The 8,420-nt window shown below is 44.5% G+C and carries 6 protein-coding genes and 1 pseudogene; 2 read left to right on the forward strand and 5 right to left on the reverse strand.

What is annotated here, in order from left to right:
- Positions 1–400: zinc-binding dehydrogenase (locus RH89_RS09450; RefSeq protein WP_004401365.1), on the forward strand; the 400-nt coding region annotated here is incomplete at its 5' end.
- A 72-nt stretch (positions 401–472) separates the two neighbouring features.
- Here the strand turns inward: RH89_RS09450 and RH89_RS09455 are convergent.
- The 5 genes from RH89_RS09455 to RH89_RS09475 all read right to left on the reverse strand — a co-directional run bounded on the left by RH89_RS09455 (position 473) and on the right by RH89_RS09475 (position 7,089).
- Positions 473–2,662, reverse strand: coding sequence for a hypothetical protein (locus RH89_RS09455; RefSeq protein ID WP_004401366.1), 2,190 nt, complete (start codon positions 2,660–2,662; stop codon positions 473–475).
- Positions 2,663–2,968: 306 nt separating this feature from the next.
- Complete coding sequence (locus RH89_RS09460; RefSeq protein ID WP_038145419.1) at positions 2,969–3,853, reverse strand: L-ribulose-5-phosphate 3-epimerase; 885 nt, start codon at positions 3,851–3,853, stop codon at positions 2,969–2,971.
- 8 nt (positions 3,854–3,861) lie between these two features.
- Complete coding sequence (locus RH89_RS09465) at positions 3,862–4,557, reverse strand: L-ribulose-5-phosphate 4-epimerase (protein ID WP_004401376.1); 696 nt, start codon at positions 4,555–4,557, stop codon at positions 3,862–3,864.
- Positions 4,558–4,630: 73 nt separating this feature from the next.
- Complete coding sequence (locus RH89_RS09470) at positions 4,631–5,704, reverse strand: erythritol/L-threitol dehydrogenase (RefSeq protein ID WP_004401378.1); 1,074 nt, start codon at positions 5,702–5,704, stop codon at positions 4,631–4,633.
- A gap of 395 nt (positions 5,705–6,099) precedes the next feature.
- Positions 6,100–7,089, reverse strand: coding sequence for a LacI family DNA-binding transcriptional regulator (locus tag RH89_RS09475; protein WP_004401380.1), 990 nt, complete (start codon positions 7,087–7,089; stop codon positions 6,100–6,102).
- A gap of 439 nt (positions 7,090–7,528) precedes the next feature.
- On the opposite strand from RH89_RS09475, the pseudogene RH89_RS30590 reads away from it, so the two are divergent.
- Positions 7,529–8,190 (forward strand): annotated as a pseudogene (locus RH89_RS30590) (substrate-binding domain-containing protein).
- The last annotated feature ends 230 nt before the right edge of the window (positions 8,191–8,420 follow it).

The raw sequence follows: 8,420 nt of genomic DNA on the forward strand, positions 1-8,420 counted from the left end.
GTTCGTACGCTCTGTCGGGGCTGACCGTGTGTTGGATTATTCACTACACGATTTCACTTTAGGCGAGAGAAGTTACGATGTGGTGTTCGATGTCGCCAATACGGTGTGCTTTGATTCTTGCTGCAACGTGCTAAAACCGAATGGTATTTGCCTGAAACTGGAAGCGGGGTTAGCAGAATATTATCAGATGATGTCTGCCATTTTCTTTGGTAAGCGCAGGCTAGCCTGCAATCACGGGATAGACACAAATCTCGATCTGGTTTTGCTAAAAGACTTGGTGGAGCTTGGCTTCCTCAGGCCCACCATTGATCGCCGTTACCAGTTTGAAGAACTGCAAGAAGCTCGTCACTATGCCGAGCAAATGCACAGTAAGGGCAGCGTGGTAATTAGCGTAAGCTAACGAGAAATGCATGATTTAATAGACAAAAAGTCGGCTACATAATGTAGCCGACTTTTAGTTTATGGCTAAGTTTTAGTAGTCTTTGGTATAAACTACCTTCAGGCTCTTGATGGTGAACCCACTATTATCAAGACGCTGATAATTAAACTTATTCCCTCCATTAGAGAAGGTGAATGAGGAACCTTCAAAATTCTCTTCGCTGTACACAACTAAGCTATAGCAAGGGCTAAGTTCAACTTTATTAAAGTCTTCAATTGGGACGATAATTTCCGTTGCCCCAGTTAAAGGGTTTTGACCTTTGAATGTAGGGTAATCCTGCAAAGCAACATAGAACCCTTCTTCGTTCGAGTCTTCAACGTACAGTCTCGGACCGAAAAAGTGCGAGCGGTACATGTTTTCGCCAAAGTATAGATTGTGTTGAACACCTGGCCCATTGCTCCAGTGGCTGTAGCCGCTGTCGATTGTGGAGCGCTTTCCGTTTGCTTCACCACGTTTGGTTTCGACCAGTTCTTTCCAGTCGTCATACAGTGGAAGAATGGCTACATGGTCGGGATTCTTTGAAGTCCAGAATTCATTGTAACTCTGACTGAATTTATCAAAATTGCGTAAGCCAGCGACCAGTTTTAATCTATTCGGATAGTCGTAGCCAAGCTCGATATCGAGATGAGCGATTAAGGCATAATACCCGTCCCATCGGTTGCTGCTGCCATTTAGCGGGCGTTTGTCACTGTAAAAGCTGCTTCTTTGTCCGTCGTACATGCGTGAAACGTTGGAAGCACCGCCATAGTCACCACGCAATTTTTCAGTTCGATAATCGACCGCTGATTTCATTGCTCCATCAAGATAGGCTCTCGCGTCTGCGTAGAAATCCTGAAACTCATCGTAGGTGTTGTAGCTGTTTAAACTGACCGTTGCAGAGCCGATGACCGAACCATAAAGAGTGAAAAGCCTGTCAAAATACGGGAATGTATTATGCAGTTCACAGTTGGGGTTGAATATCCGCTGCTTGGTTAACTTCACGCTGTTGATTAGGTCGATGAAGCGTGTTTCCACTTCTGAATCTGGGAACTCATCTCCTAAGTGCCAGCCATCGCTGTTCGCTTCTAAAAACTTACATATCGCATCAAATTCTTCTTCGGCTACGATGAGCTCATTTTCAATATTATTGAGTTCCTGTTCTGTTAACTGCTGATCAATGTAATTGCCAATGGCTTCGGCGTATTTCTTCCATTTAGACGCCTGATCAGGCATTAACCAACTGACAAATAAACCCGTTACCGCGGAAAGGGTAGCAGCGCCAGGAATAGGCAAGTCGCCAATCATGGCTATAGCGACGGTGGAATAATACTCTTTAACGTAGTCGTAGCAGTCTTTGTCATCAGAAACCCAGATAGGGTCATCGCGCAGCGCGAGGTTCGGATTATCTACGCTTCGCGCCAGCTCCGTGTTCCAAACGTCTATCTGTTTGTTATAACTTTCTGCTGTTGAATAGGATTTTTCATTGGAGAAATGTCCTTCAAAGTGATTAACGAGCCCATCGACAAGTAAGTGAGCAGTTGAGAAATTAATATTTTTTACATAATCCAAAGCAATTTGGTTGGCATTTTTGTTTTTTACTGCTTCGACGGAATTTATATTTTTTGAATGATCAAATAAATCACTTAGCGCTTTGTTGTTTTTTGTGTCTTTAATAAAGGAATATTTATTTTGAGGACCACACTGAATGACCTCTATTTGATTGAAACGAGTCAAGTAAGCAGAATTTAACGCGTCATTTAAATAAGTGATGCTATTGAAAATTAACTCTGAAGTTGCACAATTATCATCAATATTAGCAGTGGAATTATCTAATAACTGATGAGCCTGAATTAGTGCAGTGTGCAAAGTTAGAGTGGGGACAAAATAGGGCAACGACAAATGACGCGGAAAGCTGGAATGATAAAGCTCTTTCTCAACTTCTTTTACCACGCTGAGAATCTCGCGAATAGAATCCGTATCGGAAGTGTCTGTGTTTAATGGCAAAGTATTTCTAAATAGCCCATAAGCCTTGTTCAGTTTGCTTTCTACAGACGATTTTGACTCAGCCGGGATAGAAGAACCCAAGCTCGCAGTCATAGAACTTCCGGCGTTTAGTAGCTGGCTTAGTGTTGGCCAGCTAGCGTAGAAATCCGTATTTTCATCCAATGTGAATAGATCGCCCAGACTAGTTTCTTTTAATCTGCCAATGGTATTTGTTACGTTGTCGATATTATGGTTGAGCATTTGTTTTCTCTTGTTGTTTATTGGTTGTAAAAAACGAAAAACAATATCGCATCGAGTTTAAATAATGACCGTGATTTAGTGCACACTTATATTTAATAACATATAGGTTATTAAATTGTATTTTAATATTAATTTTGTTTTTAAGATTCTTATTTATTAATGTGTTTTTAGCAAAAACTTACCTTTTTTATAATGTTTTGATCATGCAGGAATATACCTAATTATATTGAAGTCACTTGAGTATAAAGTGGTGGGGTTACATTTTTTTTGGGAAAGGAGTCGCGGGCTAATAAGCCCGCTTTTTCATTAAAAGCGAAACAATGGCTCGCAGTCTGCTGATATCGCGGAGTGGTTAAGTGATTGCTGAGCTTTGGCTATGTTACTTTGCCAGTGTTCGTCTTTTGCCCACATTTCCAACACGATAGGTACATTGAAGTGCTCCTTTTTCATTGTCGACAGCACTGCTGCAAAATCGACCTCGCCATCGCCAATCGTCAAATCTCGGAACTGACCATCAAAAGCATCGCGTTTTCTTAACACGTCTTTTAAATGGATCTGAACAATATGGTGTTTACTCAGCGCCAGTTCAGTCAGAGTATCGTAATTGTTGCCGGTAATGTTTCCTATGTCTGGATAAGCTTGAAAGAAAGGCGAGGGGACTTCTCTTTTTAGAATCTCAAACTTAGACAAAGAGTTCAGGTAAGGCGTTTCCATGATCTCGACAGCCAGCATAACACCAGCCTGCTCAGCTAGTTTGGCGCTTCGGTTCATCCCTTCAATAAAGCGTTGATGGCTAAGTTCTGTAGAGGGTTCGTAGTACACATCGTAGCCCGCTAACTGGATGGTTCGAATTCCGAGGTCATAAGCCAGATCAATGGCTCGCTCCATGCATTCCCACGCCTTTTCCCGAGTCTGGCTATCTGCCGAACCAAACGGATACTTGCGATGAACGCTTAAACACATAGATTGAATCGGCAAAGAGTGCTCTTCAATAGCAGCACGAACCGTTTGTCTTTGTGAGTCGTTCCAGTTAAGCCTCGCGGAACGCTCATCGCTTTCATCAACCGACATTTCAATAAAATCAAAGCCCAGTGACTTCGCGGTGCCAATTTTTTTCGGAAGCTCCCAGTCGAGTGGCATCGCCTTTTCATAGATTCCCATTCTGGGGCGCATTAATGTCGAATTTAGCATGATGGTATTCAGTCCTTTTGTCCGTAATAGGCGTCCTTGCCATGTTTTCTGAGATAGTGCTTATCTGAAAGGCTTTGCGGAAAGGTGACAGCTTCATTGAGGGTGTGAGTGTGAAGTGCCATTGCTGCCACTTCTTCCATCACTACCGCGTTGTGGACTGCATTCTCCGCATTTTTCCCCCAACAAAAAGGCGCGTGTCCTTTCACCAAAACCCCGGGAATGGCCGCAGGGTCTAACTGCCTTTGCGAGAAACACTCAATGATTACCCTGCCTGTGTTGCGTTCGTATTCTTCGGCAATTTCCTGATTAGTCAGCTGTCTGGTACAGGGAATGTCACCGTAGAAGTAATCGGCATGGGTTGTGCCAAGGGCAGGCAAGTCCAGGCCAGCCTGAGACCAGATGGTTGCGTGTCGAGAATGGGTGTGAACAATACCGCCAATGTCGCGAAACTGGCGATAAAGCTCCAGGTGGGTTGGCGTATCACTGGAAGGGGATCGCTGCCCTTGGATTTGGTTACCTTCCAAATCCAGAACCACAATGTCTTCAACTGTCATGACCTCATAATCGATACCTGAAGGCTTGATCGCGAATACCCCAAGTTCACGATCAATTTCAGACACATTGCCCCAGGTGAAGGTCACTAATCCATATTTGGGCAAAGACAGGTTGGCGTCGAGCACTCGCTGTTTTAGTTCCTGATACATAAGCACCTCACAGAGATCGCGCGGAATGGGTTCTCCAAAGAGCACCCGATCAGACGTTGAATATAGAGGCCGCTCATGGGCGTAAGACCACTTTGACCGATTCCGGACCACGCGCGCATTCAAAGGCTTCTTCCCACTGACCCAAGGAGTATTCGTCAGTTACCACCCCTTCAGAGGTCATTAATCCGCGAGAGAAGAAGTCAATGACCGTTTCGTAACAGTACGGACCCAAATGTGCCCCGCGAATATCAAGCTCTTTGCGGTCGCCAATGATGGACCAGTCAACGGTCACGTCCTTGCCAAACACGCTGAATTCCACAAAACGACCAAGCTTGCGAACCATATCCAAGCCTTGTGATACCGCTGCTGGGTTACCTGTTGCTTCAATGTAGACGTCGCACCCGTAACCGTCGGTCAGGGCTTTTACCTCGCTGATTACATCTTGTTTTAAAGGGTTGAGCGTAATGTCGGCACCATACTGTTTTGACAGTTCTAGCCTTTCATCAATGGTGTCTATAACGATCAGTATTTTTGGGGTCTTTAGTTTCAATGCCTGAACCATTCCGAGCCCAAGAGGACCAGCCCCGGCTAGTACCACCACGTCATTAAACTGAACGTCGGCGCGGTTTACTGTGTGAACAGAACAGGCAAAGGGCTCAATCAACGCAGCTTCAGGCATAGTCATGTCATCGGGGACTTTGTGGATGATGGAATCGGAATTGAACAGCGAGTATTCCGCCATGCCTCCTTCTGCCACCTCTTTCTGGAATCCGCGGATATTGTGTACTTCGCACATCCAGTATTTACCAGTCTTACAGAATCGGCACTGATTACAGGGGACAATCTGTTCAGAAACAATTCTGTCGCCAATGTCGACACCAAAATGCTCGGACGCACCTTCTCCCAACGCTACTACCTCACCATAAAACTCGTGCCCTGGGACGACAGGTGTTTTTACCCACGGATCTTCTCCCCAAAACATTTTGGCTCCTGATTCACACTTGATGTCACTGGCGCATATCCCGCAGGCACTGACTTTTATGAGCACTTCCTTGGCTTTTGGTTTTGGGAGCGGAATGGTCTCTAATCGATAGTCTTTCGGACCATGACAAACCAGTGCTTTCATTGATTCAGGCAAATTACTCATGTTCACTTCCTTATGTTGACGTTGTCATTTTTTAGGAATGAAAAATGACAATCAGGTATCCGTTTATTGTTGTTTGAATGCCAAAAATGATGACGATAACAAATTAGAGTAAACAACCATCCCAAAGCTTATGCATCTCAAGCGGCTTTAACCCATTGCCAGCTATGCCACTTGCAGATATTCAGGCTGGTTTACTCGTGTTGTTTAGCGTTACTTTTTATGTTGACGATAACATTAGCAGCCAAAAACGATGGAATAATGTGATTGAGTGCTCGTTTTTTAATCGTTGTGAGGTTTTTCGATCGGAAAATTTGATCCCGATCGATTGTCAGTCATGTTGATTTTTCTGTGAAGGAAATCGAAAGATTTTAATTAAGTTAAATAGAAACAGTGAGTTACTCTTTTAGATTGCCATGAACGAAAAGTCGGTGTTCGACTTCTTTACCATCGACCAAGCCAAAAATCATCTCGGAGACGTTTTTCCCCCAGGCTCTTGGGTCGTTGACAATGCAGGGCACATGGAAACCAAAAATGTCACTGTTGGGCACTTCATCGATTGAGAAAAATTGCACATTGTTGAGGTTGGTTTCTCTTGCCACCTTGATGGCAGCGAGGGAGATCAATCCATTGACGCCGATGATACGTTCAGGCGTGAAGTCGAGTGATTGAAAGGCATCCCGAATCTTAGGTAATGCTTTTTCATAGTCATACTCAGAATAGATGGTTTGGATATCTACATTCTTCTTTTTCAGCAGCTTACGAAGACCTGCGATGCGATCCTGTGTGATTTCAGAATCACTCGGACCGCCAATAATTAAGATCGACTTTTCATTGAAATTTGCCAGGTACTGGCTGGCTTTCATGCCGATTTCATAGTTGTCGAGAAACACGCCGGGCAGGTTTTTATTGGGTATGTCGCGGTCGATAAGAACGATAGGAATGTTAAAGGCTTCAGCCTGCTCAAGATAAGCAGGGGTGTAGTTTTGAGAATCCCGAACCGGAGAAAGCAGAATTCCCGATGCCTTGTAACTGAACAGAACAGAAATGGCGCGGGCTTCGGCTTCTTCGCTGCCATCGGTTTCAAACATCATCACCGAATAGCCTTTTGCAGCAGCTTCCCGGCAAAGGGTTTTGGTAATTTCTGAATAAACCGGGTTGAAGGTACTGTCGGTCACTAGCCCTATGATATTGCTTTGGCTGCCTTTTAAGGTTCGGGCAAAGGCATTAGGGGAATAATTCATCTCGCGGGCAATAGCAAGAATTCGCTCTCGCGTTTCCGGTTTCACCAGTTCCGGTTTGTTAAAAGCTCGTGAAACTGTAATGTTAGTAACGTTCGCTTTTTCGGCGATATCAATGATAGTTACGTTCCCTTTTTTCCCACTCAAAGCCTTTTCCTTACTTTTAAGACGACAAAATTTATCGATTTGATTTTGAAATAACCTTCTGATTTTAATCTACTTAGCGACCAATGTTCGCCATATATGCAAATACTTATTGATTAAAAAGTACGCTAACTTTGGGCGGCGTCACAGAAAATGACTAAATTGTAATCTAGGTTATAAAAATGTTGACGTTGACATTGAAACAGATCTGCTCACTTAGTCAAGTGAGCATTTTTTAAAACTGAGAATGTTAACGTTGACATTGGTGTGAAACAGGGAATATCCAACACAAAAGGAAGAAATTATGTCTCTACTATCGAAATCGCTCAAAGTCGCTGCGAGCTCAGCTATGCTGCTGGCGGCGACATGTTCGACTGCTTTCAGCAAGGACTTAACCATTGGTATGTCCTTTCAGGAAATGAATAACGCCTACTTTGTGACCATGAAACAGTCGCTGGAAGATGCCGCGAAAGAGATCGGTGCCAAAGTGATAGTGACGGACGCGCGTCACGATGTGTCTAAACAAATCAGTGATATCGAAGACATGCTGCAAAAAGACATCGATATTTTGCTGATTAATCCAACCGATTCGGTTGGTGTTCAGTCGGCAGTACTTTCAGCAAAAGAAGCAGGCGTAATCACGGTTGCGATTGACGCACAGGCAGAAGGTCCTATCGATTCATTTGCGGTTCCAAAAACTACGATGCTGGATATCAGGCGGGTAAGTTCCTGGCAGAAAGCATTGGCGGTAAGGGGGAAGTGGCGATTCTGGACGGAATCCCTGTTGTGCCAATTCTGGAACGTGTTCGTGGATTTGAAGACGCCATTAAAGAGTTTCCTGCAATCAAAATCGTCACTAAGCAAAACGGTAAGCAAGACCGTGCTATTGCGCTTAATGTGACCGAAAACATTCTTCAGTCTGCACCGAATCTTAGCGGTCTGTTCAGTGTGAACGACGGCGGTGCACTGGGCTCGCTGGCAGCAATTGAAGCTTCTGGCCGAGACGTCAAACTGGTGTCTGTGGATGGTCACCCTGAAGCGGTAAAAGCCATTGTAAAAGGCAACTCACCGTTTTATTGCAACTTCTGCTCAGTATCCTCGTGATCAGGTTCGTATCGGTTTGGGTATCGCTCTGGCGAAAAAGTGGGGAGCAAACGTGCCTACCACCGTACCCGTGGACATTAAACTGCTCACTAAAGACAACGCCAAAGGTTTTGCCTGGTAACCCCCTCTCGCCCTGCCCGTTCGGGTAGGGCAGCCATACAGCTAGGAGCAGTTATGACAGCGTTACTAGAGCTGAACGGAATCAGCAAATCGTTTCCGGGTGTGAAAGC

Origin of the sequence: Vibrio nigripulchritudo ATCC 27043 (genome assembly GCF_000222685.1) — a bacterium.
In the GTDB taxonomy this organism is placed as follows: Bacteria; Pseudomonadota; Gammaproteobacteria; order Enterobacterales; family Vibrionaceae; genus Vibrio; species Vibrio nigripulchritudo.

Excerpts from the sequence above, each read along its gene's own strand:
- RH89_RS09455 (WP_004401366.1), bottom strand. The coding sequence starts at position 2,662 with ATGCTCAACCATAATATCGACAACGTAACAAATACCATTGGCAGATTA.
- RH89_RS09460 (WP_038145419.1), bottom strand. The coding sequence starts at position 3,853 with ATGCTAAATTCGACATTAATGCGCCCCAGAATGGGAATCTATGAAAAG.
- RH89_RS09465 (WP_004401376.1), bottom strand. The coding sequence starts at position 4,557 with ATGTATCAGGAACTAAAACAGCGAGTGCTCGACGCCAACCTGTCTTTG.
- RH89_RS09470 (WP_004401378.1), bottom strand. The coding sequence starts at position 5,704 with ATGAGTAATTTGCCTGAATCAATGAAAGCACTGGTTTGTCATGGTCCG.